Source organism: Flavobacterium phycosphaerae, from assembly GCF_010119235.1.
GTDB lineage: Bacteria > Bacteroidota > Bacteroidia > Flavobacteriales > Flavobacteriaceae > Flavobacterium > Flavobacterium phycosphaerae.
Window position 1 is genome coordinate 2,435,111 of sequence record NZ_JAAATZ010000001.1, and the last position, 25,520, is coordinate 2,460,630.

The 25,520-nt window shown below is 37.4% G+C and carries 19 protein-coding genes; 5 read left to right on the top strand and 14 right to left on the bottom strand.

Annotated features, from left to right (window positions below):
* A complete protein-coding gene (locus tag GUU89_RS10855) occupies window positions 1-672 on the top strand; it encodes an anaerobic ribonucleoside-triphosphate reductase activating protein (RefSeq protein WP_162127930.1) in 672 nt (223 codons plus the stop codon).
* Here the strand turns inward: GUU89_RS10855 and GUU89_RS10860 are convergent.
* From GUU89_RS10860 to GUU89_RS10880, 5 genes are all read right to left on the bottom strand, one after another.
* The gene (locus GUU89_RS10860; RefSeq protein WP_162127931.1) at window positions 662-1,996 is read right to left on the bottom strand and encodes a cbb3-type cytochrome c oxidase subunit I; all 1,335 of its coding nucleotides are present in this window, start codon (window positions 1,994-1,996) and stop codon (window positions 662-664) included. The genes GUU89_RS10855 and GUU89_RS10860 overlap by 11 nt on opposite strands.
* The gene (locus tag GUU89_RS10865; protein WP_162127932.1) at window positions 1,986-2,447 is read right to left on the bottom strand and encodes a c-type cytochrome; all 462 of its coding nucleotides are present in this window, start codon (window positions 2,445-2,447) and stop codon (window positions 1,986-1,988) included. The genes GUU89_RS10860 and GUU89_RS10865 overlap by 11 nt, the downstream gene beginning before the upstream one ends.
* A gap of 110 nt (window positions 2,448-2,557) precedes the next feature.
* A complete protein-coding gene (locus tag GUU89_RS10870; RefSeq protein ID WP_162127933.1) occupies window positions 2,558-3,115 on the bottom strand; it encodes a fasciclin domain-containing protein in 558 nt (185 codons plus the stop codon).
* Between the two features lie 80 nt (window positions 3,116-3,195).
* Window positions 3,196-4,416, bottom strand: coding sequence for a hypothetical protein (locus GUU89_RS10875; protein WP_162127934.1), 1,221 nt, complete (start codon window positions 4,414-4,416; stop codon window positions 3,196-3,198).
* A complete protein-coding gene (locus tag GUU89_RS10880; protein WP_235922024.1) occupies window positions 4,416-5,057 on the bottom strand; it encodes a Crp/Fnr family transcriptional regulator in 642 nt (213 codons plus the stop codon). The genes GUU89_RS10875 and GUU89_RS10880 overlap by 1 nt, the downstream gene beginning before the upstream one ends.
* 157 nt (window positions 5,058-5,214) lie before the next feature.
* Here GUU89_RS10880 and GUU89_RS10885 point away from each other — a divergent pair, with 157 nt between their 5' ends.
* The 3 genes from GUU89_RS10885 to GUU89_RS10895 all read left to right on the top strand — a co-directional run bounded on the left by GUU89_RS10885 (window position 5,215) and on the right by GUU89_RS10895 (window position 8,606).
* Entirely contained in the window at window positions 5,215-5,589 is a 375-nt protein-coding gene (locus GUU89_RS10885) for a hypothetical protein (RefSeq protein WP_235922025.1), read from the top strand.
* Window positions 5,590-5,700: 111 nt separating this feature from the next.
* On the top strand, window positions 5,701-6,549 hold the full coding sequence (locus GUU89_RS10890; RefSeq protein WP_162127935.1) for a hypothetical protein: 849 nt from the start codon (window positions 5,701-5,703) through the stop codon (window positions 6,547-6,549).
* Between the two features lie 68 nt (window positions 6,550-6,617).
* Window positions 6,618-8,606: a TonB-dependent receptor plug domain-containing protein gene (locus tag GUU89_RS10895; RefSeq protein ID WP_162127936.1), complete on the top strand. Its 1,989-nt coding sequence runs from the start codon at window positions 6,618-6,620 to the stop codon at window positions 8,604-8,606.
* Between the two features lie 484 nt (window positions 8,607-9,090).
* Here GUU89_RS10895 and GUU89_RS10900 read toward each other — a convergent pair whose 3' ends face one another.
* The gene (locus GUU89_RS10900) at window positions 9,091-9,792 is read right to left on the bottom strand and encodes a VIT1/CCC1 transporter family protein (RefSeq protein WP_162127937.1); all 702 of its coding nucleotides are present in this window, start codon (window positions 9,790-9,792) and stop codon (window positions 9,091-9,093) included.
* A 489-nt stretch (window positions 9,793-10,281) separates the two neighbouring features.
* On the opposite strand from GUU89_RS10900, the gene GUU89_RS10905 reads away from it, so the two are divergent.
* Window positions 10,282-11,370 carry a Fic family protein gene (locus GUU89_RS10905; protein WP_162127938.1) on the top strand — a complete coding sequence of 363 codons (1,089 nt, stop codon included), beginning with the start codon at window positions 10,282-10,284 and terminating at the stop codon, window positions 11,368-11,370.
* A gap of 409 nt (window positions 11,371-11,779) precedes the next feature.
* Here the strand turns inward: GUU89_RS10905 and GUU89_RS10910 are convergent, their stop codons facing one another.
* The 8 genes from GUU89_RS10910 to GUU89_RS10950 form a co-directional block, all read right to left on the bottom strand.
* Window positions 11,780-14,038, bottom strand: coding sequence for a CocE/NonD family hydrolase (locus GUU89_RS10910; protein ID WP_162127939.1), 2,259 nt, complete (start codon window positions 14,036-14,038; stop codon window positions 11,780-11,782).
* A gap of 584 nt (window positions 14,039-14,622) precedes the next feature.
* Window positions 14,623-15,261: a tetratricopeptide repeat protein gene (locus GUU89_RS10915; RefSeq protein ID WP_162127940.1), complete on the bottom strand. Its 639-nt coding sequence runs from the start codon at window positions 15,259-15,261 to the stop codon at window positions 14,623-14,625.
* A 23-nt stretch (window positions 15,262-15,284) separates the two neighbouring features.
* Window positions 15,285-15,518: a hypothetical protein gene (locus tag GUU89_RS10920; protein ID WP_162127941.1), complete on the bottom strand. Its 234-nt coding sequence runs from the start codon at window positions 15,516-15,518 to the stop codon at window positions 15,285-15,287.
* Window positions 15,519-15,606: 88 nt separating this feature from the next.
* Window positions 15,607-18,279, bottom strand: a complete 2,673-nt coding sequence (locus GUU89_RS10925) for a UvrD-helicase domain-containing protein (protein ID WP_162127942.1) — start codon at window positions 18,277-18,279, stop codon at window positions 15,607-15,609.
* Between the two features lie 103 nt (window positions 18,280-18,382).
* Window positions 18,383-18,724, bottom strand: coding sequence for a hypothetical protein (locus GUU89_RS10930; RefSeq protein WP_162127943.1), 342 nt, complete (start codon window positions 18,722-18,724; stop codon window positions 18,383-18,385).
* A gap of 3 nt (window positions 18,725-18,727) precedes the next feature.
* Window positions 18,728-20,584, bottom strand: coding sequence for an AAA family ATPase (locus GUU89_RS10935; RefSeq protein ID WP_162127944.1), 1,857 nt, complete (start codon window positions 20,582-20,584; stop codon window positions 18,728-18,730).
* A gap of 2 nt (window positions 20,585-20,586) precedes the next feature.
* Window positions 20,587-21,966, bottom strand: coding sequence for an HNH endonuclease family protein (locus GUU89_RS10940; protein WP_394350922.1), 1,380 nt, complete (start codon window positions 21,964-21,966; stop codon window positions 20,587-20,589).
* A gap of 27 nt (window positions 21,967-21,993) precedes the next feature.
* The gene (locus GUU89_RS10950; RefSeq protein WP_162127947.1) at window positions 21,994-25,518 is read right to left on the bottom strand and encodes an Eco57I restriction-modification methylase domain-containing protein; all 3,525 of its coding nucleotides are present in this window, start codon (window positions 25,516-25,518) and stop codon (window positions 21,994-21,996) included.
* Window positions 25,519-25,520 lie beyond the last annotated feature (2 nt).

Below are 25,520 nucleotides of genomic sequence, written 5' to 3' on the forward strand. Positions count from 1 at the left end.
ATGGCCCTTCACAGTATAACACCGTTTACGTTGTTGGATTTTCCCCATAAATCAGCTTGCATTTTTTGGTATGCCGGTTGCAACATGAGGTGTTTGTATTGTTATAATCCGGAAATTGTTTTAGGAAAAGGTGTCGTAACTTTTCCTGAAGCAATTTCTTTTTTACAATCCCGAAAAGGGTTGTTGGAGGGCGTGGTTTTCAGTGGGGGCGAATGTTTGATACACAAAAATAGTATTGAACAAATAAGCGCGGTCAAAGCCATGGGGTTTTTGGTCAAAATAGACACTAACGGTTCCCGCCCTGAGGTTTTACACCAATTAATCGATAAAAATTTAATCGATTATGTAGCCTTGGATTTTAAAGCTACACCGCAGCAATTTCAAAAAATTACACAATCGGATTTGTTTTTGGCGTTTGAAGAATCTTTTCTTCTGCTTCAGCAGAGCGGCATTCCGTTTGAAATCAGAACCACTTATCATTCGGAGTTGCTTAGTATAACTGAACTCAACGAAATGATAGGGTATTTAAAAACCCATCACTATTCCGGAAATTATTACTTGCAGTTCTTCCGAAATAATACAGAAACCTTAGTGCCTTTGCCTGCTTCGGTTAAAATTAAAGCTGCCCAACTCAACGCCGGTCCCACTATCAATGTGGTTTTCAGGGATTGATTTTTAGGAGTGTCTTTACACTGTTGAGCAATTCAAATACAATCAAGTAAAGTCCAATGGCCATGCTTATTCCAAAAAGGAAAAACAGTATGTAGAAGCCATGTAATGAATCCTGAAATTCGCCGAATGTCCTTTGTTGGTCAAAGTAAGTCCAATACCCTTTCTTAGTTCCCAAAATCAACAGCGTCAACCAGAATCCCACAAAAGCACTATTAAAAAAGCGGAGGCTCCGTTGTATTTTGCGTTTGGCCTGTGCCGTAATTTGATGGGTTGATTCTAAAATAAAAGTAACCGAAGACAATAAAATCAAAGTATTTATTCCGATAGTCGTTCCCATAGAATGAGCTACTGTTATATGGGTACCGTGGGTAAAAAGGTTAATAGACGGAATAGAGATTAACAAGGCTAAAATAATATTTAAAAACACCCAAAAATTAGCCAGTTTCATAAAACCATTCGCCAAAGGATAATTCAGGATAGCTTCTTTGCCTAAATTCTTTTTCCAATCGTACAGTATAGAGAAAAGAATGATCCACTCGGTCATGCTGATGCCATAAGCCAAATATCTGATCCATGGAGCTGTGGGTACTATGTATACATGATGCGCCCAGCCAAACATTAGATTGGTGAGTCCGAGAAAATAAAAGAAAAAGGCTTTCTTGGAATGGGCATAACGGTCATCCTGGCTGATTTTAGTTATGACATACAACGAAGTGCCGTAAACCAACATGTTCCAGGAACCAACATAAGAACCACCGGCTTTCCACTGCAGGGCTGTATTTTGAATGAAATGCCCTTTAAAATAGGGTAAAAGCCAAAGATGAGCTTCGGTAAAATGGTAAATCATAAACACAATTCCGGTGCCCCACATCCAGTAATACACCGGCCAGCTTTTAAAGGAAGCTTTGGTGATTTTAAAATAATTCAGACCAAACAGTATCCAGCCTAACAGTATCGGGAAGTAGAAGTAGCTTGGGAATTCCAGGTATTCTTTTCCACCAAAATGGCTACCCACATAGGCATAAATGATTCCCAATCCGGTAGCGATAAACAGCCAAAAGTGCCAACGAATTAGATTTGTATTGGCTTTTCTTTCTTCAAAATTCAACTCTAAATAATAATATATTCCACCCATCGCTGTTAGTAAAATCCACGATACCACCAACAAAGTATGCAAGGGGCGCAAGGCCGTAAAGGGTAAAACCGATTTTATAAAATCGGGGATGATGTATTGAAATCCGGCCAATAAACCACATAGTAGTCCCAGCAGTAAAGCTACTAAACCAACTGAGATAAAATAAAAAGGATAGCGGTTATTTTTCATAAACAGGGCTTTTGTATTTCAGGGTTACCCAGCCGTTAGGTTCAATAACAGCTTTTTGGTTCGGATAATACCCGGTATGATCAATCTCTTTCAAAAACTGAATCAGCGCGACTTTTTCTTTTTCGTTAAAATGAAATTGAGGCATAGCTTTTACACCGCTGTTGATTATAGCTTTGAAGTATTTTTCATTGTTGATTCTCGAATAAGTATTGGTCAAATCAGGCCCCAGATAGCCGCCTAAACCATAAATTTGATGGCAGGCATTGCAATTGTGGTTGAGCCAAAGATTTTCGCCTTCCATGGCTTTTGCAGATAGGGTTACGGCTCTGTCTGAAGTATAAATGGCCGTATTGTATAGTGCAAATAAGGTAATCAGGCTCAGCAGTAGGATTAGATATTTTAAAGAGGTGTGCATTACATTAACGTGATAGAATACTGCAAATTGAAGCATTACAGTACAAATTCTATATGATTTGAGTCACAAAAAAGCGTGAATTAAAACAATTCACGCTTTTTCAACTTTACTAAAAGAAATAATTGATTTGAATTAATAATTATATTTTATTTTGGTAAAAGTACATCGCCAATAACATGGATAATTCCGTTAGAGGTTGGGATAGAGGCTAGTATTTCGGAACCGTTGACAAAGGTTTTATCGCCTTTTTTGGTGATTTTAACTTTGCCGCCAAAAACCATGTCAAACTCCTGACCATCCTGCATATACTCGGTTTTAAGCGAACCTACATAAGTGTGATACCCTAAGATGTTAGACAGTTTTTCTTTGTTTTCCGGTTTTAATAAGTCCTCTACGGTGCCTGCCGGTAGTTTGTCGAAGGCCGCGTTAGTTGGTGCAAATACAGTAAATGGACCTGCGTTGCTCAAGGCATCTACCAATTCGGCAGCTTTTACTGCGGTTACTAAAGTGGTATGGTCTTTACTGCCTACAGCCGTTTGAACAATATTAGGACTGGAAGTTTCATCTTTCACTCCGGATTGCCCTGTAGGACCTGCGGTTGTAGTGGTTTCGGTGGTGGTTTCGGTGGGAGCTTGATCGGTTTGTTTGCAACCTACGGCTACAAGTAAGCCCAACAATAGCAAAGTTTTAATTGATTTTTTCATGATAATAAATACTTGGTTTATACATACAAAGTACTTAATTATGAAACGGTTATTTTATGCGTTGAGTCATAAATTAATAGCTATTTTACTTTTTTTATAGAGTAAAATGCCGTTAGACTTATACCGCTGACCAAGACCACGGCGGCACCAAAAAGTAGCTCGTTAGCATAAGGAATCAGTGTATAACTAAACGAAGCAATACCTTGCACCGCTAATATAATTTCATTGAGCAGCACACCGACAGAAAAAATAATCACGCCCAGTTTTATTTTTGGGCTGCTGTGGATTAAATGATTGGCATAAATGTAGAACAACAAAAATAGGCTGATAATAGCCAATAGCACTAAGTGCAAATAAGCAATCACTATCGGTCGGAAACCAAAAGCCAATTTGCTGACGGAAGGTATGGTAGACCCCAATTGCAGCAGTACTTTGATACTAACTGCCAAGGCTACAAAAAGCAAAATGTAGCGTAAAAAATAAGGGAAGTTGGTCAGATAGTCTCTTTTGGTTTTAACTATGATGATTAATAAATTATACCAAGCTATGGCTTGTGTCAAAGCCGCCAACACGGTTAGCACATACAACCAAACCGGTAAATCAGCCCAAAGGGTGGATAAGAAATACGCCGGCAGGCACGAAAAGAAAAATAATTTGAAGGCTATATCAAAAAACGGATTTTCGGCTTTGGTCAGGTTTAAAAAACCGTAGACTAATCCCATACAGCTAAAGAAAAACCATCCATTGTACTGAAAATGCAGGTAGTAGTAAATAGACGCTAAGTATTCTTCCTGATGTATATTTTGGGTAATCATCATGTAAGCTAAAGCAAAGGTGCCCAATGAAGAAATGATATTAAAAAAGATAGCCGCTGTAAACCATTTTTTGGTCAAATCACCGGCAGGCAATGACTTCAAATGCTTGATAAAAGTATAGCCGAACGCATAAGAAACGAATAGCGATACTGTAGAAAAAGTGATCGAAAACGCACCATAGCCCTGAATGATAAAGGCAAGTAACATGCCGTAAGCACAAACTAAATTGGCGATAAGAATGAAGTTATATTTTTTAAAATTGATGGTTAGGTTACTTTTTTTACTTAAATAAGTAATCATCAGCACCATTAAGGTATGGCTAATCCAACCGGCAAAAGCAAAATGGGAGTGGGAGTGTTGCAGGCTTTTTTGATTGAAATAAGGAAATTCAAACCCAATTTTGTATCGCATCAAAAGTCCAAGCAGGGCTACAAGCAACAGATTGATTAGGGAGAATTTTAACCAAAACTTACTGTTAAAGGTCATTAGTAATATATTTTATGATTGATAATGTCCACTTTTCTGCCTTTACTCATCTTTGAGAGTGCTCGGATTACCGTTTCCACTCGGAGTCCGGTGAAGTTGGCAATTTCCTGACGGGTAAACGGGACCAGTTCTTTCTCGTTGCAGTTCTTTCCTTTTTTATGTGCGTTTAAAAATGCCATAATTCTGAATTCGGGCTTTTGATTAATAATGTCTTTAGAAGTGAGGGCTTTAGAGTGTATGCGACGGCACATTAGGTTTAAAAACTTCTTTTGCACGGCGGGATATTCATCCAAAATTTTGAGCAGTTTGTCTTTGGACAACTTTACAATTTTACTGTCTTGAAAGGCTACAGCCGTAGAGGGGTAGCATTCATCAATAAACAGCGGCGGTTCACCGAAACTTTGTCCGTCTGAAAAATAGCCTTGTGTAAATTCTTTTCCTTCATCATTTGAATTGTACATTCGGATACTCCCTTCGATAATCTGAAAATAAAAATTAGCCATTTCCTCTTCACAAAAAATCATTTCGCCTTTTTTGTATTCCTTAGCTATTGCTCCCCAGGTAAAGAGTAAATCTAAATCTATTTGCATATTGATTTTAAGTGTATTAACCTCATAATCCCAACCTAGCGCCGGAATCACTTCTTAGTTCGCAAAAGTAGAGGATATAAAAACATTAAAAATATGACCGTGGTCATATTGTCTTTCCTTTTTCCTGACTTAAATTTGCAACAAGAATGAGAAGTAGTTTAACAACTATTTAATTTAAGCTTTATAAAGTTAAACAATTTTTAGCCAAGTGAAAGTAACGATTGTAATATTAACATTTTTCCTATTATTTAAACCGGTGTTTCCGGTGGTGGATTATGTGGTGAATTATGATTACATCGCTAAAGTACTTTGTGTCAATAAGGCCAAACCCCAAATGCATTGTAACGGAAAATGTCATTTGATGAAAGAATTGGCTAAAGCGGCCGAAAACGAAAAGCCGATTTCCTCCGATAAAAAAAATACGGGAACTGAAAATGAAGTATTGTTTTGTGAAGCGTTACCATCCTTTGAATCTTTACTTGTGTATGATGCAGGAGTTACCGAAAGCCCTGTAGGATATACTAATTTATACGGCTATTTGACTAATCATTCCGTATTTCACCCACCCCTTTTTAGCGTTTAAGTTTTATTCTTTGTTGGTTTTATCTTGAAATCAACCGGACGATTTATGTCCAAATTGTTTGAAGAGTTTTCTTTTCAGACCTACTATTCTATAATCTTAAAAATAATAAAAATGAAACGTATTGTAAAAAATATACTGACTGTATTAGCCTTGACCATGGTATTAACTTCTTGTTCTTCTTCTGATGACACCACTGAAGTAACCGACGAATTAGCGGATATCACTAAATTCAAAGAAGTAAGCAATGACACCCATACCATTGAATTGTATTCGCACATGACTGTAGAACAAGGTTACAACGAAATCAAACTAAGAATCAAAGACAATGCTACCAATGCCTATGTAAAGGATGCCGAAGTGAGCTGGATGCCGCTGATGCACATGACCATGATGACGCATTCCTGCCCCAATTCTGCTGTAGAAAAAACCACTCCTAACGGTACATTATATGAAGGCTACATTGTTTTTCAAATGCCTCAAAATGACACGGAATATTGGGACTTAAAAATTGACTACACCATCAACGGCGTGGCTTATACGGTTACGACTACCCTTGATGTACCGGCATCACTAAGAAGAAAAGTAGCCACGTTTACCGGTACTGACGGAGTAAAATATGTTGTGGCTTATGCTGAGCCTCACCATCCTAAAGTGGCGGTTAATGATATGATAGTGGGTATTTTTAAAATGCAGGATATGATGCACTTTCCGGTAGTGGATGGTTATACTCTAAAAATCGATCCGAGAATGCCAAGTATGGGTAATCACGGTTCTCCTAATAATGTGGATGCTCTACAATTGGGTTCAGGTGATTTATACGCCGGCAAAATGTCGTTGACGATGACCGGCTATTGGAAAATCAATTTACAATTACTAAACTCTGACGGTACCGTATTGAAAGGAGAAGCCATTTCGGATACGGTTACCGAGAGTAGCTTGTACTTTGATTTAGAAATTTAATTCGCCTATAAAAGTAATAAAGGGTCAGTGCGCGCTACTTTTTCTGACCCTTTTTAACCCTAAGCATCATGAAATATTATATACCGCTTTTGCTGCTGTCTTCTTTTTCTATGCTGGCACAACAACAAGTAAACGATACCCTCAAACCCAAAGAATTGCAGGAAGTTATTGTGATTGGCAAAAAGGCCCCACTTTTTGAAAAGCAAAGCAAAGTACTGTCTTCTCTGGATGAATACCTTCAACAATCCGCCAAAGTGGATATGATTAAACGAGGGTCTTATGCCTGGGAACCTATTATCAATAACATGGCCACCGAAAGAACCTTAATTACCATTGACGGGATGCGAATTTTTGGGGCCTGTACCGATAAAATGGATCCCATTACTTCCTATGTGGAAGTGTCTAATTTATCCGAGGCCACTATTGGTTCGGGGCAGGAAGGCGCTTGTTTTGGCAGTACCATCGGAGGGTCAATCGACTTAAAACGCAACCGCAACCAATTTGGCGAAAAAAAGTGGGAGGTTAATCTCAACAGTGGGTATGAAACCAACAACCGACAAAAAATCATCGGTACCTCGGTAAGTTATGCCGACAGTTTGTTTTATGCGGATACCGATTTTATGTTTCGAGATGCCGAAAATTATACCGACGGTAACCATAAGGAAATCCAATTTTCCCAATTCAGGAAAATGAATCTGTCTACCACCTTGGGCTATAAACTGGGCCAAAACAAACTGGTCGAAGCTTCCGTAATTTATGATAAAGCCACCGATGTGGGCTATCCCGCTTTGCCTATGGATGTTTCTTTGGCTGAGGCTCTTATCAGTTCGTTGAAGTTGCAGTACATCCCGATGCATTCTTTTATTAAAGATTGGGAAACCAAAGTTTATTTTAATACCATTACCCACCGCATGGATGATACTAATCGTCCTTTTGTTCCCATCCACATGGACATGCCGGGTTGGAGTAAAACCTATGGCTATTACTCTAAACTGAAAGCCCAGTGGGAGCGTCATCATTGGCTGTTGAATCTCAATGCTTTTTACAACCAATCGGTGGCCGAAATGACCATGTATCCTGCTGACCCTACTGAAAGTGCTATGTTTATGTATACTTGGCCGGATGTCAGAACCTTTTATCAAGGGCTCTTTTTAGAAGATAATTACCTGCTGAATTGCCACTCCGGGATTAAAGTTTCGGCCAGTGCCGGTTTTCATTCCAATACCGTGGCCAGTACATTCGGACTCGAAAGTTTACAGATTTTTTATCCCGAAATGGCTTCGCCCAAACAACGCTTTCTGAAAAGTTTGGCTGTTAATTACAACTATGCCAAAGCCGGTTGGGAATACGGCATAGGGGGAGGCTACGGCGAAAGAGCCCCCTCGGTGTCTGAAGGCTACGGATTTTATTTGTTCAACAGTTTTGACGGCTTTGATCACATTGGGAATCCGGGGTTGCAAAACGAAAAATCATGGGAAGGTAATGGGTACATAGGCTATAAAAAAGGAAAAGTAGGGCTCAAACTTTCGGGTTCCTATTTTCATATTGCCAACTATATCATGGCGCAGCCCAATGCCACTTTAGTTCCGATGACTATCGGAGCCAACGGGGTAAAAGTGTACACCGCTTTGGATTATGCTACCATTGCCAATGTGAACCTTACAGCAGATTATCAATTCACCAAACAGTTGAAATGGCATTCACAATGGGTGCTAAGTACCGGCACAGACAACCATAACGACAATTTACCTTTTATTGCCCCGTTTAGTTATGCCTCTTCGTTGCAGTATTATAAAGATAAATTTTCAGCCGAAATCGCCCTGCAAGGCAACGCGGTGCAAACTAACTACAATGCTGCATATGGAGAAGACAAGACGCCTGACTATGCCATCGTCAATATGAGTTTCGGATATAAGTTTTCTTGGTATCAAAGCAAACTGCAACTGAAAGCCGGAGTTGAGAACGTGCTAGATACTTATTATTCTACCTATACCGATTGGAACAACCTGCCTCGTATGGGACGCAATGGGTTTATCAATGTAACGGTTAGTTTTTAAAGCCAATAGGATTGTCTTACTACATACCCAAAAAGCCGATTAGTTTTCTAATCGGCTTTTTTACATATAAAATGGTTGTCATTCCAGGCTAGTCGAAGGGCTTTTTTCACCATCAGTACTAAGCAAGGTCTTCGACAAGCTCAGACTGACAATTGTATATTTAATTGTAAGTTCGTAAAGTTTTGATGTGTTGCTTTTATAAGATAAATACAATCAATAAATCCAATGTCACCCTGAGCCTGTCGAAGGGCTTCTTTCATCCATCAGTACTAAGCTGGGTCTTCGACTCCCGATAGCTTATCGGGACAGACTGACAAAGGTGGGTTTAATTGTAAGTTCGTAAAATTATGATGTATTACTTTTATAAGGTAAATACAATTAATACCTAACTGTCACCCTGAGCCTGTCGAAGGGCCTTTTTTTACATAAAATTCAAGCCGTAAGATTTACCTATTGTTGTTCCGTTTTTATGGCAGTTTTCCCTTTATACTTTGACTCCAAAAATGTAGCCGACACCGGCTGATAATACCATCGCGATAGTCCCCCAAATCGTTATCCGTAAAATGGCTTTTCTTATATTTGAGCCGCCCGTTTTGGCTGCTATGGTACCCAAAACCATTAGCGAAATTATGGTAAAGCCATACAGCCAATATTCCATTCCTTTAACCGGGGCAAAAAGTACCCCAAGCATTGGTAACACTCCTCCCACAGTAAAGGCGGCTCCCGAAGCTAAGGCCGCTTGAATTGGTTTGGCTTGACTGATTTCGGTTATTCCCAGTTCATCTCTGATATGAGCGGCTAGTACATCGTGCTCTGTTAGTTCCATGGCTACTTGTAATGCGGTTTCTTTCTTCAGGCCTCTCTTTTCATAGATTTGGGCTAATATCTGCAGCTCTTCTTCCGGCATGTCTTGTAGTTCTTGCATTTCTCTGGCTATGTCTGCCTTTTCGGTATCGGTTTGTGAGCTTACCGAAACATACTCCCCGGCAGCCATTGATAAAGCTCCGGCTACAAGTCCTGCCACGGTGGCTAAAACTATAGGTTCTCTGGTTTCACTGGCGGCAGCCACTCCAATGGCCAAACTCGAAATAGATATTATGCCGTCGTTAGCGCCTAAAACCGCCGCTCGTAACCAATTGCTTCGGTGAATGTAATGGCTGTCTAAATAATTGTCGATGGTTATCATTTTTTATACTTTTTAAAAGGTTGGCTTAAAATCAGGCATACAGTAAAAAAGAGTAACTGTTTTACTTTGCCTACTCCAAATGCGACCCTGTTTTTGAATCGCATTTAAATTTACAAATTTTAATTTGATTATACGGTTTAATCCTCATTGCCTTCTTCGACGCCTCCGTTTATCTTTGTAACTCCGGATAGGGCAGCGTAGTGTAGGGCTTCTTTCATCCCTAGGTACTAAGCAAGGTCTTCGACAGGCTCAGACTGACAACGGTATATTTAATTGTAAGTTCGTAAAGTTATGATGTGTTACTTTTATAAGATAAATACAATCCATAACTCAACTGTCACCCTGAGCTTGTCGAAGGGCTTTTGGTTTTTATGCGGTGATATACATTTCTTTTTACCGCAAAAAAGCGGTGATAAAGAGAACTAATCACCGCACTATGGGTTGTTTGCGGTAAAAAAGGCTTATATTTACCGCAAAAATGCGGTAAATATGTATATTCATCAAAGAAAAGATTGGACGAAATTCACTTGGGATGCTGAAGTAATTACTCCGTTGCTTGGGAAAGTTAGGCATAGGCAAGGTAAAATACTTGGTGTAATGCAAGGACTTGGCTTTAGGCTGCAAGAGGAGACCGTGCTTAAAACATTGACTTTGGATGTGGTGAAGTCGAGTGAGATTGAAGGAGAGCAATTGAATCCGGAGCAAGTACGTTCTTCTATTGCGCGACGTTTGGGTATTGAAATTGCCGGAGCTGTTCCTGCCGAACGCAATGTTGAAGGGGTTGTAGAAATGCTATTGGATGCTACGCAGCACTATACTATTCCATTAAGCGATGAACGCTTATTTGGCTGGCATGCGGCACTTTTCCCGACCGGCCGAAGCGGTATGTATAAAATAAAGACGGCCGCTTGGCGTGATGATGCTATGCAAGTAACCTCCGGACCGATGGGAAAAGAAACCATCCATTTTGAAGCTCCGAGTGCGGATACAATACCGGCAGCAATGAATGCCTTTTTAGATTGGTTTAATGCCGATCAAGATATGGATCCTGTGCTTAAAGCTGCTTTTGCGCATCTGTGGTTTGTTACGATACATCCCTTTGACGACGGTAACGGCAGAATTACGCGCGCATTAACGGATATGCAATTGGCGCGTGCTGACCAAAGTAAACAACGGTTTTACTCGATGTCGGCACAAATACAGGCCGACCGCAATGGTTATTATGCTATACTGGAAAGCACCCAAAAAGGAGATTCCGATATCACCTCTTGGTTGAAATGGTTTCTTACTTGCTTGTTACACTCGATGGAACAGACCGATGAAACGATAGCAGCCACCTTGAAGCGGGCTCAATTTTGGGAAACGCATCGTATTACGGAGTTTAACCCACGCCAACAAAAAATACTTCAGTTGCTGCTTGATGATTTCTTTGGTAAACTGACGGTTTCTAAATATGCCAAAATAACCAAAGTATCTACTGATACATCGCTTAGAGATATTCAGGATTTAATGAGTAAAGGTATTCTTGAACAGGAAGGTAGTGGTAGAAGTACTTCGTATGCTATGAAAACTTCTTAAATCAATATATTTAATTGTAAGTTGTTTAAATTAGGATGTGTTTCTTTTTTGACACAAATACAATTAACACCTCACTGTCACCCTGAGCCTGTCGTGGGTCGAAGGGCTTCTTTTACCATCAGCACGCAGCAAGGGTCTTCGACAGGCTCAGACTGACAACGGTATATTTAATTGTAAGTTCGTAAAGTTATGATGTGTTACTTTTATAAGATAAATACAATCCATAACTCAACTGTCACCCTGAGCTTGTCGAAGGGTCGAAGGGCTTAGCTCGGGGTGATTAGTTCTCGAGTGATCAAATTTTATAAGTATGGGAGCAGAGGCTAAGTCGGGAGACTTCGCAGAGCACAAATGGGCATTGATAGTCTCTTTCCGTAGGCAAACCGATATTGTTTTCCAATGACCATGGTTAGGGTTGCACCGGCAATTCAAAGATGCTCGAATGGTACCATTTGATTTTGAGCGGCTCCTCCGCATCTTTGATCGATTCTTCGCTGACCTCCTTGCCGGTACCGTAATTGATTTGACAATCTGCCGTTTTATTAACCCCCAGCAAAATCACGATACGGCTTCCTTTTTGCAATTGGCGGCAGGTGAGGAACGTATTCTCAAAAGGGATCTGCTGTTTTTCGTTGGGCGTCAGTAAGTGTCTTTTGGTGCGGTCTTTGGCCAAACTGGCTCTTTGTAGGTTGTTGGACAGCGCAAAATAGCTACCGTCAGGTTTCTTTTCATACAGTTGGAATACGATATCCAAGTCTTTTTTGTTGATTTCGATATCGAGGTAGGCCTTTGGGAAACCACTTAGCACCATAGGAGCGTCTAACGGGTCGCTTTCCAGTACCATCAGGTTGTTGTCTGCCGGCAGCGTCTTGGGTGCTATAGCTTCAAAGCCGCAATAGGCATTGTCGCTGACCTCCTTGTAATCGGTTCGGTCTTTGAAATTGATTTCCTGGGTGATAAAACCCGTGGTGCTTTCGGGAGTTTTGGTCAGTTGGTGATGGCTCCCCACATGCAGTCGCATCACAGCATTGTGCATGCCGTCGATAGAGGGGGCATGCCGCCAAGTGTTGGCGCCCATCACTTGATAGGTAACTTTGTCTTTCAACAGTTCCGGTTTGGGACCGTCTTTTAAGGTGTAGTCAAACCATTGAAAAACGATATTCTGTATGGATATATTGGCCACTTCGTCAATCTTGTAATCGTTCAAAGTCGCCAACGGATACCCTTGTGCACCAAAATGGTCATAGGGCCCTATGAGCAAATACTGTTGGTCATTTTTATTCCATTTTTGATATTCTTTGTAGTAGTGCAGGGCACCCACCTGGTCGTCGTCATAATAGCCGGTGGTGGTTAGTATCGGAATATCGATATCGGCAAACTCTTCCTTTTGAGGAGTCATGTTTTGCCAGTAGCTGTCGTAGTCCGGGTGAGCCAGCCAGCGTTGGAACAAGACATTAGGGCGGCCTTCGATACTGTCGAGTGTATTAAAAGGTTTACCCGAAGTGTAGTAATCTTTAAACACCTTACTCCAACGGGTGGCATCACTGAATTCAGCGAGGTCGGTCAGTTTGTTATTGGTCACAAAATGGAGCCATCGCAACATATAACTTAAAAATACGCCGTTGTGTTTCGGGAAATCAATGCCGATACCCACTGACACCTGCGGTACGATAGTTTTTAAGGCCGGATGTTTGTATTTGGCAGCGGCCCACTGACTAAAGCCTAAATAGCTTCCGCCATACATGCCGACTTTGCCGTTGCACCAAGGCTGTTTGCTGATCCAATCGATGATTTCATAACTGTCTTTGGCATCGTGTTCAAACGGTTCTATGGCATCGTTGCTGAGTCTTTTCCCTCGGGTGTTGGCTATCACTCCCACAAAGCCTCGGTTGGCCGCATCTTTGCATTGGGGTGTATCATTGCCGGCATAGATATTAAATCTCAATACCACGGGCAGGGGCGTAGTGGCTTGTTTGGAGCGCACTACCGTCAGCGCTACCGTGCCGCCATCTCGGAGTGGTACGATTACATTTTCATCGATATGGTATTTTTTGTCCGAACTTATTTTGAGTTGTTCCTGACCCAACGCCAACGTGTGGCTAAACACCAAATAACTGCAATAACTCTTGCACAGGGCGATGGCGTTTTCGAGAGTGATGACATCTTTGCCGGCGAGGTGGCCCAGTTTGGTATGGAAGTCGCTTCGCAACTCTTTGAGGTTTTTGTTATAGTAGCCCTCCACCATATTTTGGCCTTCGGTATCAAAGGTGTCGTACTTTTTTTGAAACTGCTGTTGAAACAAGGCAGCAAACTCTTTTTTGTTTTTAGGTTTTGCCAGCATCACATTGGCATACCAGCGATAGGCAATTCCCATGGCTTTGAGTGAAACGCTGTCGCCAAAACTCTCCAGCGCATAGTCACGAATGATAGGGGCGACCACCGCATAGTTTTGAGCCACCAGTTGCAGTCGAAACAAATTATCGTTATAGTTGGGTCCCTTTTTCTTTTGGTATACGGCAATGGTTTTTTGAGCCAACACCGGCATGTATTTAGCGAGTGAAAGACTGTCGGTATGTTGTTGACGCGGAAAGGAGATGGTTTGAGCCATTCCCATGGTGGCCCACAGCAGGAGCAAAGCGGTACGGAAAAGCGTAGTGTTCTGTTTCATGGCTAACGGTTTGATATACAATACTACAAAATAGTTTTAGTAGTGGCAAATGGGTGGATTGCGAAGTCGGGAGAATTTGAAGAGCAAAGGGTCTTCGACTCCCGATAGCTATCGGGACAGACTGACAAAGGTGGGTTTAATTGTAAATTCATAAAGTTAAGATGTGTTACTTTTTTACCATAAATACAATCCGTAACTCAACTGTCACCCTGAGCCAGTCGAAGGGCTTCATTCAATCCTAAACACCAAACAAGGGTCTTCGACAGGCTCAGACTGACAAAGGTGGGTTTAATTGTAAGTTCATAAAGTTATGATGTGTTACTTTTTTACCATAAATACAATCCGTAACTCAACTGTCACCCTGAGCCAGTCGAAGGGCTTCATTCAATCCTAAACACCAAACAAGGGTCTTCGACAAGCTCAGACTGACAAAGGTGGGTTTAATTGTAAGTTCATAAAGTTATGATGTATTACTTTTATAAGATAGATACAATCCAAAACACTACTGTCACCCTGAGCCTGTCGAAGGGCCTCTTTTAACCATTGGCACCTTTTACAATTGTAAGCTGCTAAATAAGGAGAAGTTACTTTTCGCCAATTTCATTAACTAGCAAATACTCTATTTCACTTAAACTTTTGAGGTTTGGGTTTGTAGCTTTAAGCTCTCTAATATCCTCTAAAGCTGTTTTTAGAGAACCTATGGGGTCTTGGTCCTTTTTGCAAGTAGCGATGGCTTCTAAGTAACTTTCTTCCGCTTCCTCTTTGCCTTGTACCAAGTACAATAAACCAATATTAAATTTTACAAATGATAAATTAGGATCAAAAGTCACGGCTTTTTTGTTATAAAACAGCGCCTTTTTATAGTCTTTATTTTCATAGGCTTTCCAACCCATATTGCCATACAAAATGGCCTTTTTAGTATCAATTTTGGCTTCATCTACCACAGCTACGACTTCTATTTTGATGTTGATGCCACTCAAAGCCGACGGATTTCTTAACCCTATATAAAAAGAGTTACCATATTTACCGGTATCAATATACTGCACGGCCTCTTTGGCATTTAAGATACTGATGTCTCTATGGTATTTGAATTTAGCATCCTCTTTATTCATAAAAAGCGTAGTGTTTTTCGCTGTAAGGACATAGACATCTATGGCTTGGGATCCCTCGGGTACTTTTATTTGAGAAGCAATGGCTGAACCTGCCGGACCGCCATAAACCATTGCGCCTAATTGTAACCCTAAATTTAATAATGGGGTCCCACTAGTCCCGGGGTTGTGGTAAAACTATAATAGCACCCTTTAGCGTTTTCCGGTAAGTCAATCTTTATAATTTCTCTTGACTGTCCATCAATATACGAACGAGCTCCTCCGTTTAAGGCATAGGTGCGCTCTTTGATGATGGTTACCGTTTTATACTGTTGCCCAAAGGATAGTGAACTCGTAATCAGTAAGAAAAGCAGGAGTGTTGTTTTATTCATGTTTTATTAATTATAGGGTTTTGCAGGGGCGAAGTCGGGAGACTTTGAAGAGCAATGGGTCTTCGACATCCGATATGCTTGAGCATAATTAGTGCAAATGTATCGTTTTAGTGCATTTAGGGTAATTAGTGCAACCTAAAAAAGTGCTGTAAGGTCCTTTTCTTTTTGCCATAAAACCACTTTTGCAAGTTGGGCATAGGATAGAGTTTTCTAAAATTTCTATGGTGTTAAATGTTTGGTTACAACTCGGATAATGTGAACAACCTAAAAATTGATTGTTTGTAATAGGGTTTTCTCTAATGACAAGATGCCCTGTTTGGCAATAAGGACAATTGGTTTTGCTTAGTGTTTCATGATTTGCCGTAATCAAAAACTCATTGTCTGTTGCCAATTCTTCAGCAAATAATGAGACATCATTCGGGATCAGTAACACGGCTTCGTTTTTTGTTCTGGTTAGTGCTACATAAAACAATCGTCGTTCTTCCGCAAAACGATATTCTTCATCATCACTGAGCAATAATGATAACATCGGGTCATCGGTCATTTTGTTAGGAAAACCGAGTAAATGATTTTTGAGGTTGATTACAATGACATTATCTGCTTCTAAACCTTTTGATTTGTGTACCGTTATGTATTTAATGTCTATGTCTTCAAATCCTTTAACTTCTAATTTATCAGTGCGTTCGTAATACTTTATGCTGCTGTTGGGGGTAAGCTTAATAAATTCATTGATGTCAAAACTGTGACGGCCTAAAACCAAAATTGGCTTGTTACCATTTTTGTCTATTAGCGCTTGAATCTCATTGATGAAAACGGCATCGGCATTGTTTTGGGAATAATAAACTAACTTGATGGGGTTTTCCAAAGGTTCTTTTTTGGATTTTGGATTCTTTTTTATTTGTTTTTTGTTTTTTTGAATGTAGGTCGAAGTGATGTCAATAAGCGATTGTGAATTGCGGTAGGTTTGTTCAATAAACAATTGCTCGTGCTTACCCACATAGTTGCCAAAATTACTAAACAACGATATATCACTACCGGCGAAGCGATAAATGGATTGCCAATCGTCACCCACACAGATTAATCGGGCTCTTGATAATTCTCTGATTTCTTTAATCAAACTAAAGCGGGAATAGGAGATGTCCTGATATTCGTCAATAATAATGTGTTGATAGGAGTAGGGCGGTTGGTTTGCTTTTATGAGATCAGTGGCTTGATTAATCATATCGTTAAAATCAATTTCACTTAACTCTTTGAGTGTATTGTCGTATTTTTTCAGAATGGGAAGGGCAAACGTTAAAAAGATTTCTTGTCTTTCCAGCATGAAGCTATTTGCGGCTTTCTTACGGTCTAAAAACAACGTCGTTATCGCATCATAGTTTAATTGTCTTGATTTGCTTAGCGTGATGAAGGTTTCAAGAAGTTTAATGATTTCTTTTCCGAAACTCTTGTCGTTTTCCGTGACTTTGGTGTAGATGCTTTTTATATCCCTAGGCTTAAAAACAACCTTTTCGTTTTCCAACATTTCGGTTAATTTGTCCAGCAAAATATTCTTTCTACTGTAATAAGAATAGGTTTCTAATAGTTTAGTATTGTGTGTTATATGCTTGGCTCTTTTTAACTCCATTTGCTCAATGTATTCCTTCTCCTTGAACGGAGTGAGCCACTTGGCTTCGTTATTTTCATCAACGCCAAAATGCTCTAAATAAATATCGTAATCCTTCAGATAAAAATCAGGTCGATACATCGTATCTCCGTGAGGATATGGTTTTTCATATTCGTACGCAATACCATTCAAGTAGAAAAAATTGGCAATAGTAAGTTCTTCTACACTTTTTACTTTTTCGCCTTGTAGGGTGTCTAGGTCGGCTTTAGCCACTTTGTTCAAAGGTTCAGGCTCGCATTTGGATTTTAAGGTTTGAAAATCAATCCCTTTTTCAGTGTCTAGCTTCTCGCCAAGCGATTCAAAACTTTCGTGTCCCTCCGGGATATTCATATAACAAGCCACATAGGTAATATAGGCTTTTAAAGCTTCTTCTTCGTTAAAGATTTCTTCCTGTAAATACGTTTTGACTACTTTACTTAAGGTGTTTTCATTGGTTACGGCAGGAACCGTGGCTTGGAATTTTTTTATGGTGTCATACCCCAATTTGTGAAAAGTTGTGGCTCGGGCACCCAGTCCAATTTTTTGGAGTCGTTCATTTAATTCATCAACGGTTTTCTTGGTAAACGACAGCAAGAGGATATCTTCGGGGGCCACATTTTTCTGTTCCAGTAAGTATTTTACTTTGCCAAGTATGGTCAAGGTTTTCCCTGAACCGGCACCGGCAATGATTAAGTTGGAGTATTCGTCTGTGATGACGGCTGTGCGTTGTTGCTCATCCAATTGTTTGCCTTCAATGTTGTTAAAATACAGTTGTAATTTTTCTTTTTGAGATAGTACATACTTTTGGTTGTAAGTCACTATATAATGGTCAAAATTTTGAAAGACGTCATTAAATTGGGCTACTTTTTCTTCTTTGCTGTAATAGTTGGATTTGTTCTTAAAATATTCTCCGATAGCAGCAAACTCCTTTTTTATTTGGTCGCGCTCAACCCAAGTAACATAATCATCAAATCGTTGTATTGTATCAAAGAACACATGGATTTGTTGCAAGTTGGCTAGGTAAGTAGGGTCTTCGTATTTTATTTGGGCACTGTAATGTCGATACACAAATACACAACCGCTTAGTGTGGCAATAATGATAATTAAGTTTACTATCATATATTATGGTGTTATAGTACTAAACTAGGGCGAAGTCTGGAGACTTGGCAGAGCGGGGTAATATAGCTATTGGAACGAATCATAAACTAGCTTCCATATTTTATTAATTATCAGCGTGCCAATAAGAAATAGCAATTTGTCTGTCATTCATTTGAAAGCCTTCCCCTGTAAAGATAACTCTACCGTTAAGTGTCCAGGTTGCTGTAATAATTCTGTTAGTGATATTAAAAGTTAAAGTGCAATTTATGCTACCATCAACTGCATCAAAATAAAAACAATCATAAACTCGAATTTGAGTTTCGTCAACTATTATTGTATCGTCGCGTAACCTTGCTGTTTCGGTAAAAATTTGACCTCTCAAGTCTGGATGATTATTAGTATAAACACCATTTAAGTTACCATCTAGTTCTAAGTTGTATAAAACTAACCCTCTAAATTCTTCCATTTTCTATTTTTTTGATTCATCAATAATGTCGAAAACAGTTTTACCATCAGAGACCAATGCTTTTAAAATTTCCTCCTCTATGACTTCAGCTTGACCTCTATCATTACAGGTAATATTTAAACCATTTATTGCTTTTTCAATTGAAAATGGACTATTCTTTATTCTATCAAGAAGCCCAGCATTGGCGTAAGCTATTGCAGGACTACCCGTTGGTATTGCATACTCGACACCTTCTCTCCTCCAAGTTTTAAAAAATATATCTATTGGACTAATACTCTTAATAGCATTATGCTCAACTAAATAAATATCTTTTGCAGTAACAATTTCAGCTGAATAATTTATTGTAGGCAGTGTAAGATTAAATAAAGTTCCTTTACTTATTATTATCTTTCTTGTAGGCAAAACTATTTTCTGCAAATCGTCGATTGTTTTAAATGCTAACTCGAGATCATTTTTATAAATTGGACTTTCCAAATCGCTATGTGACATTGGATTGAAAAGAATGCTTTTGTAATTTTGTAAACTTTCCACTAAATTAAAAGGTGGCTCCAATCCAAGATCCTCGTAATATTCTTTTAACCTATTAATTAAAGTTTCTAAATCGGGTGGTTTGACTAACCCTTTTATTCCTTTACCAACTTTGTATGTTTCAAGAAGTTTCTCTTTTAATACATTTTCACATTCTTTTCTTAAATAATTGGCACAAGCTGGAAAATCATAGGCATTTAAATAACACCGTGCTCTTTCAATATTAGTTTTTTGATTGTGATTTATTTCTGGACCATTTGTTCCTTTATAGAACTCAATAAATTTCCAGTTTGATAAATTTAGTTTTGCAACTTCATACCAATGCCTGTCGTAAGTAGTAATAAAAATTTGAAAATCCTTGAAAACTTTATCTGCAGTAGGCACATCTTTTTCTTGTAATAAATGAAGAAGTTTTAACCTATTCTCATTATCTAAACCAATTAAAATATCATCTAAAAATAGTGGTTTAATTTCTTTTGAAAATGGACTCTGTTTGACAATTGCTCCTAAAAAAATACTTATTGCAATTGCCGATAGTTTAGCTTCGTTTAATGAAAAATGCGGAGCTTTAGTATTTAGTGACACTCCTTGTGATTCAACTTCTAAAATTATTTTAGGCATTGTTATATAACCCCATTCATTAACCGTAACTGTATGCCTATTAAATTCTATCTTTAACCCGGGTGATAATTTTTCTAATATTTTATTTACTCCTGGAGCTAAATAATCTGGATTTCCAGTTAAAAAAAGTTTGTTTATGGCGTTATTAAAAGCAATTGCTTTTCGTTCTACAGACGCTTTTTTTTGACGAGCAAAATAAAATTCTTTACCACTTCCGTAATCTTTTTTATGCTCATTAAGCAAATCCAGCCAAAGAACTCCTAATTCTACACCTCCAGTTATTGTGGCTGATTTAAAATGTTTTAAAACACCATTCACTACTAATTCAAAAACATCAATTTCTTGTGAAATTTTTACATTATGAATACCTAATAAATGCTTGTATGTTAGAAAACTTTTTAACCGATTTGCATCTGATATTTGAGGTGTATTAGTACTTTTAGTTGTCTCGTTTAGTATATTTCGTATTGTACCCGTAAATTCTATCTCTATAGAACAATCTGTTAATCCATCTGTTAAAGTATAGTTTCTCAAAGAAGCCATATCTATTGGTTCAACACTTGATTGAAAAAAATCTTTCAAAGCATAATAAAAGGAACTTTTACCACTACCATTTTCACCATAAATAAAAACGTTTTTTTCGTCTATTGGTATTTTTTCTTCTTTGGTAAAAGCTTTGTATTTATTAATGGAAATGGTTTTAATTTTCATCTTTAATTTGTTTTAGCTCCTTTCGATAGGTTGTGATAAGTACATAAAAGCTCTCCATTATCAATGTGTGTTTGTCCTCCTTTAGAATGTGGTATTACATGGTCTGCTTGGTATTTTGACCAACTTACTCTAGCATCTTTTTCTGTTTTTCCTTCTCTTAAACATGCTTGACAATGTCCTTTACCTTTTCTATATATAAGTATTCTTTGCAATTCAGAAAATGCTCTTTGTTGGTCTTTTTCTTTTAGCTCAAAATTTTTATCTTTTAAATATTGGAAGAATATTTGTCTCATAATCATATCTCTTACTTCCAAATCATTTTCCCCTTGTTGTCTTCTGTTGCAAAACGTTAACATATCATTATCTGTCGTTTCATCATAGGTTTTCCACCTTTTATGAAAATCATATATGAATTCTCTCATCATTAATTGTGTTGATTCATCCAAAATATAATACATTCTGAGGTGTCTAATAATCATATAGACTGAAATAATAAAATACTCAATCGAAAGCTCTTTGATACCATTTGTATCATCAAGCATTGGATCGTCTTTAAAAATATCATAAAAAGCTTTAAGATTTTTTCTTACTTCAATCGCAATAGGTTTGTTTTCAAAGGAATAATTACCAATCCCGTCTTCCTTTTTTTCATCATCTATAAATTCTGATATTTTTTTATCACTTAAATCGGCATAGCCATTAGCATTTTCTATTAAAATGAAACGAGCCATAAATTGTAAATGTTTCATCCTGTCATTATCAACATTTAATAATTTAAAGAAAGGCATCTTGTCAGGATTACTATCAATTGGCTCATATTTAGTATAATCAAAAGTTAAGTCATCAGAATATTTAACTATGAAGTTGCGAGTTAAACTAGATAATTGTGCATGAGCAATTTCCATGTAGTTTAGTGTTTCGCCTTGTTGTAAACGCCAAAAAATATCAGTTGCAATTAATTGATGCTCTACACTTGATGGTTGGTCAATATTTTTGATTACATCGGCTTGATATTTTAAGGACTTGTCAATAAACTTCCTGATTTCAGTATCTAAATCTTTATAATACTTACCGGCTAAATCCTTAGAAATATCTTGAAGCGATTTTGGTAGAGGATATTGATTGTCAAAAAAATCTTGAACAGTAGTAATTCTTTGTTGACCATCTACAATTTCATTAACGGTTCTATTGTCCGCTAATCGAACTTCACGAACAACTAATTTTGGAATGTAATAACGTCTGAACAAGCTATCCATAAGCGCTTGTTTTTTCTTTCTACTCCAAACAACTTTCCTTTGATAGGGCGGACGAGTAACAAAATCTTCTTTGTATTCAAAAAATCTTTTATACCAATTTCGGTTGGTACTATGGTGTATTCTGATTTTGGATTAAATGACATAATTCTTTTTTTATTTTAAAGCTTCTTTAATTATTCTAACTTCTTCAATACTATCCAGTGTTTCGATGGCAAATTTTACAGGATGCCTGTCATCATATAAACGCTCAAATTCAGATTGGATAATTGCTAACTTTTGTTCCTGACTCATAGAATCGTTAATAGGCTTTAAATCCTTTAAATTATTTATAATTTCTTTTCCAGCAGATTTCATCTCTTCAGTGAAGTAAAGTTCAAAAACAATTGCATCTAATAGTTGTTCAAAGAATTTGAAAATCAAATCATTTGTTTGAGTCTTAGATAAAATTACATAATCAACTAAGAGTTCAAATGGAAGTTGATCATTTTTACTAATTACAGGTATTGGGATTTGCTCTACATATTGTTTTGTATAACGTTTTCTACCTCCTGCAATTTTTGCAGTAATTTGGAAGAAATAATAGTCTGAAACGGAAGAGTTTAATATTGTAATAAGATACTTTAAATTTTCACCGGATATAAAATACGCTGAATTAGTTAAAAAATATCCACCATTATCAAATGCATAATTTGCACGTTCAGAAATTTCAAGCCAAATTATTTTTGGCTTTTCAAATTCATTAATAAATGCACAGTTTCGCAAATTAGTCCAATGATCACCTTGATCAGCCCTGTCTTTCAAAGTTTGATAACTACCATCTTTTAACAAAACAGCTTTTGGACTATTTTGGTCATAATAATCAAGTAAATAATTATATATTGTTGGATAATCCTTTTCTACATTAATTCGTTTTACGTCATTTTCTCGTACTCCATTATGACTATTCAAAATAAATAAATCATGATAATCAAAAATCCATCTTTTTATATCCTTGCCTCTTAATAAAGGTTTAATTATTTCTAAATTCTTTTGGTCTAAGCTAATCAGCTCTTGAGCGTCTTGAATATTTAAATGAAATGCTTCATTAAATCCCGAAGTTATTCCTCTAAAAAATTCAATACCGTTCCAATCTTTTAATCTTGTTCCTTTTGATTCAATTTTTTGATTTATATCTAATTCTTTTGTAGAGCCAATTTTCCAAACTTCTTCACCTTTTAATTCTATAGTTACTTTTCTACTAGTAAAATAATCATACAATGTTTGTGTTGGAAGATAATTACCTTCAATAGCAACAGCTTCGACATACCTATCAGGACTACTTCTTTCCAACATTAAGATATTTACAAAAACTGTAGCATTTGGAAAAATTTTAACTTTGGCAAAATCTATAAGTAAATAAGGATTTGTTCTTTTCGCAAAGAAATTTCTAGTTTTAGAACCATATGAAGCATTAATCCATTTATTAGAAGTTATTAGATTAACATTTCCATGTTGTTTTAACATTTTATAACCATTCTCATAGAATAGTACATATAAATCACCTGTTGTTGCAAAGGTTTCATAATTTATTTTTTTGAGAGTATCTTTATAATTAACCTTTGAAATACCAATGTAAGGAGGATTTCCAATCACTACATCAAAGCCTCCCTTTTCCCTCCATACTTCGGAGAAAAATAGTTTAAAATCAAAATCTATTTTGTAACCAGCATAAATTTCTGCGGAATCTAAAAGTTCCCTTATTTTGGTATTTATTTCTTTTCGAAGATCTTTCTTTGTTGTTTCATTAGTTTGGTCGTAGAACTTGTCTTTAAGATTTTCTAATTCTTTTTCTATTTCCAAATCATGCATTGCATTTTCAGGCATCCCAATTAACGAATTGCCACAAACAATTTTATAATCTAAGTTAGGTAACGTTTCAATTGGGTCTAAATCATCTTCATCCACCACAAGCGATAACCACAGACGTAAACGTGCAATATCAATGGCACTGGCATCGATATCAACACCGTAAATGCTTTCTTGTATGATGTGGCGTTTTAAGCGGTAGACGTAACGGCTTTCGTTTATGTTATCTCTTTCTTTAAACTTAAAATGGTCTAGTTTATCTTTTAAATAATTGAGACTGAAATGAGGTTTTAAAACTAATTGTGCCGTAACCAATTCGTGCAATAATCCCACTGGAAAAGCACCCGAACCGATAGCCGGGTCACAAATTCGGATGTCACTTAGTTTTTGGTCGATAAGTTCGGCATTTAGCCTAATACTCTCGGGCAGTTGGTATTGATAGGTTTTGGTTTCACCTTTAGCAGCTACACGTTGGTCATTTTCCAGAGCAAAATGCCCTTTACGTATATAATCTTCGATATCTGTTTTAGGAACTAGTAAATTATTTTCTTTTGTCTCATTAAGCGCATTATCTAAATAATGTATCAAGCTTTCCTGGCACATATAATGCACAATTTCTCTTGGTGTATAGAAAGCGCCTTTGCTTTTGCGTTCGGTAATTTCAAGCATGTTCTCAAATACTTTACCCAACATTTCTGGGTCGACCGCTACTTCTTTGTCAAGAGGTTCGTCTTCCTTTATAGTAAAGTTGTACCGTCCAAAAACATCTAAAATACCGGTTCGTTCACTTTCTTTTTCTTCACCACTCCTAAAGAGTGTAGTAGGAATAGTAATGTTTGCATTTTTCCAATCATAATCTGCTTCAAACAGACCACCATTCAAGAAAGGAATTCGACAATTTAATTTAGAATAGTAAGAGTTCTCGTTATCGCGTTCTTTCGCTAATGCTTCATAAAACAAATACTGCAATTTGTCTTTAAAGAAATTGACTCTTTCATTTTCAGAAACATCAAATAAATCCTGAACAAATCGCTTGTTTCCCGTTCCCCATTTTTGATTTTGTTCAACCCCTAACCAACCTTTCTTTTGCAAGAAGTATAGAAAGACGATTTGACCCAATAACTTTTTAGTAAAACGTGCATTGTCGATATTTGACCTCAATAACTCAGCTTGTATGTTATTGTCTTTCTTGAAATGCTCAAATAATTTTGAATAAAGCTCTTTGTATTGATTAAAGAACTCATCTGTAACTTTCTCTATACTAAAAGCATTCTCTAATTCTGCAACTGTTGGATTATTGGCAATATTTTGTAAAAGCGGTAATAATTGTTCCTGAGCAGTGTGACATTTTTCATATTTACCTACTAAGAATGAATATCTTTTGGCAGGAGTAAAATCTTTTTTGGTCTTAACTTTTCCCTTTCCTTCATCAAATTCAGAACGGTATTCGAGTTTCACAAATGAAAAACGCCAATCATCGCCACCATCTTCTTTAGAATAAAAAGCTACTAAGGCATAATCTTTTTCAAAATTATTTAGATGTTTAATAACAAAGTTTCTAAGTGTTGTTCTGGCTTTTTCAAGTTTGGTTACCGTTTTTACTTCTACTAATAGTATATCTAACGCATCACCTTGTGGGTCGATATATTTGCCTATTCTTTTATAGGAATTGATATGCTCTTTGTAATCATCCCAAAGCAAATTGCCACTATACGAATTATTTTTTGTTTCAAAGTCATTCAACAAGTTTTTGGAAAATATAGTAAACTGCTCTTCGTTAAAAGAGTTATTAAATGTTTTTTCTATTAGCTGTTGTGCTGTTTTCTTATCCATAC

Coding starts and splice junctions, on each gene's coding strand:
- GUU89_RS10855 (WP_162127930.1), top strand. CDS start 1: ATGGCCCTTCACAGTATAACACCGTTTACGTTGTTGGATTTTCCCCAT.
- GUU89_RS10860 (WP_162127931.1), bottom strand. CDS start 1,996: ATGAAAAATAACCGCTATCCTTTTTATTTTATCTCAGTTGGTTTAGTA.
- GUU89_RS10865 (WP_162127932.1), bottom strand. CDS start 2,447: ATGCTTCAATTTGCAGTATTCTATCACGTTAATGTAATGCACACCTCT.
- GUU89_RS10870 (WP_162127933.1), bottom strand. CDS start 3,115: ATGAAAAAATCAATTAAAACTTTGCTATTGTTGGGCTTACTTGTAGCC.
- GUU89_RS10875 (WP_162127934.1), bottom strand. CDS start 4,416: ATGACCTTTAACAGTAAGTTTTGGTTAAAATTCTCCCTAATCAATCTG.
- GUU89_RS10890 (WP_162127935.1), top strand. CDS start 5,701: ATGAAACGTATTGTAAAAAATATACTGACTGTATTAGCCTTGACCATG.
- GUU89_RS10895 (WP_162127936.1), top strand. CDS start 6,618: ATGAAATATTATATACCGCTTTTGCTGCTGTCTTCTTTTTCTATGCTG.
- GUU89_RS10900 (WP_162127937.1), bottom strand. CDS start 9,792: ATGATAACCATCGACAATTATTTAGACAGCCATTACATTCACCGAAGC.
- GUU89_RS10905 (WP_162127938.1), top strand. CDS start 10,282: ATGTATATTCATCAAAGAAAAGATTGGACGAAATTCACTTGGGATGCT.
- GUU89_RS10910 (WP_162127939.1), bottom strand. CDS start 14,038: ATGAAACAGAACACTACGCTTTTCCGTACCGCTTTGCTCCTGCTGTGG.
- GUU89_RS10915 (WP_162127940.1), bottom strand. CDS start 15,261: ATGGTTTATGGCGGTCCGGCAGGTTCAGCCATTGCTTCTCAAATAAAA.
- GUU89_RS10920 (WP_162127941.1), bottom strand. CDS start 15,518: ATGAATAAAACAACACTCCTGCTTTTCTTACTGATTACGAGTTCACTA.
- GUU89_RS10925 (WP_162127942.1), bottom strand. CDS start 18,279: ATGATAGTAAACTTAATTATCATTATTGCCACACTAAGCGGTTGTGTA.
- GUU89_RS10930 (WP_162127943.1), bottom strand. CDS start 18,724: ATGGAAGAATTTAGAGGGTTAGTTTTATACAACTTAGAACTAGATGGT.
- GUU89_RS10935 (WP_162127944.1), bottom strand. CDS start 20,584: ATGAAAATTAAAACCATTTCCATTAATAAATACAAAGCTTTTACCAAA.
- GUU89_RS10950 (WP_162127947.1), bottom strand. CDS start 25,518: ATGGATAAGAAAACAGCACAACAGCTAATAGAAAAAACATTTAATAAC.